Source organism: Nonomuraea sp. NPDC004186, from assembly GCF_053603495.1.
Window position 1 is genome coordinate 1 of sequence record NZ_JBSGFQ010000260.1, and the last position, 1,650, is coordinate 1,650.

The 1,650-nt window shown below is 56.3% G+C and carries 1 rRNA gene; it reads right to left on the minus strand.

Features of this window, described 5'->3' with window-relative positions:
- Positions 1-1,270: ribosomal RNA gene (locus ACWEPL_RS65060) — 23S ribosomal RNA — on the minus strand; the annotation flags it as partial.
- Positions 1,271-1,650: the final 380 nt, after the last annotated feature.

Genomic DNA, 1,650 nt, shown 5'->3' on the forward strand with positions numbered 1-1,650 from the left:
GTCAATGCCACGACTTCGGCGGTGTACTTGAGCCCCGCTACATTGTCGGCGCAGAATCACTTGACCAGTGAGCTATTACGCACTCTTTCAAGGGTGGCTGCTTCTAAGCCAACCTCCTGGTTGTCTCTGCGACTCCACATCCTTTCCCACTTAGCACACGCTTAGGGGCCTTAGTCGGTGATCTGGGCTGTTTCCCTCTCGACTACGAACCTTATCGCCCGCAGTCTCACTGCCACGCTCTCACTTACCGGCATTCGGAGTTTGGCTGACGTCAGTAACCTTGTCGGGCCCATTAGCCATCCAGTGCTCTACCTCCGGCAAGAAACACGCGACGCTGCACCTAAATGCATTTCGGGGAGAACCAGCTATCACGGAGTTTGATTGGCCTTTCACCCCTACACACAGATCATCCCCCAGGTTTTCAACCCTGGTGGGTTCGGTCCTCCACCCAGTCTTACCTGAGCTTCAACCTGCCCATGCGTAGATCACTCCGCTTCGGGTCTACAGCATGCGACTCAACGCCCTATTCAGACTCGCTTTCGCTACGGCTCCCCCACACGGGTTAACCTCGCCACACACCATAACTCGCAGGCTCATTCTTCAAAAGGCACGCAGTCACATCACACAGAAGCAAGCTTCTGTAAGCTCCTACGGCTTGTAGGCACACGGTTTCAGGTACTATTTCACGACCCCTCACCGGGGCACTTTTCACCTTTCCCTCACGGTACTCGTGCACTATCGGTCATCAGGGAGTATTTAGGCTTACCAGGTGGTCCTGGCAGATTCACACAGGATTTCTCGAGCCCCGTGCTACTTGGGATCCCCTCAAACAGTCGACAAGGTTTCGCCTACCCGGCTCTCACGGTCTACGGCAGCCCTTCCCAGAGCTTTCAACTACCCCATCGATTTCTTACTGTCCGGCCGATCGGCAGATCGACCAAGAGGGTCCCACGACCCCGGACATGCAACGCCTGCCGGCTATCACACACGCCCGGTTTAGCCTCATCCGCTTTCGCTCACCACTACTCACGGAATCACTATTGTTTTCTCTTCCTACGGGTACTGAGATGTTTCACTTCCCCGCGTTACCACCAACCGCCCTATACATTCAGGCGGAGGCAACACCACATGACTGGTGCTAGGTTTCCCCATTCGGACATCCCCGGATCAACGTCTGGTTGGCGACTCCCCGAGGCTTAACGCAGCCTCCCACGTCCTTCATCGGCTCCTGATGCCAAGGCATCCACCGTGTGCCCTAAAAAACTTGGCCACAAAGATGCTCGCGTCCACTATGCAAATCTCAAACAACAAACAGCAACCGCATCCAAGCCCAGGACGAACCCGAACCCTTCAGCGGCCCTGTACTCCAGAAGAACCGAACACGCATGCCCGTTTCCTCAGGACCCAACAGTGTGTCCAACCAGCCCGGACCCTCGAAACCCCGTTCCCACTCCCTTACGGGCGGTACTTGCAGTCCGACAATCACGGCCTGGTTGAGTAGCCAGTGCTCCACTAGTGAGCTGTCACCCCACCGAACGCATGCCGGTGAAGGGTGAAGATGCTCCTTAGAAAGGAGGTGATCCAGCCGCACCTTCCGGTACGGCTACCTTGTTACGACTTCGTCCCAATCGCCAGCCCCACCTTCGACCG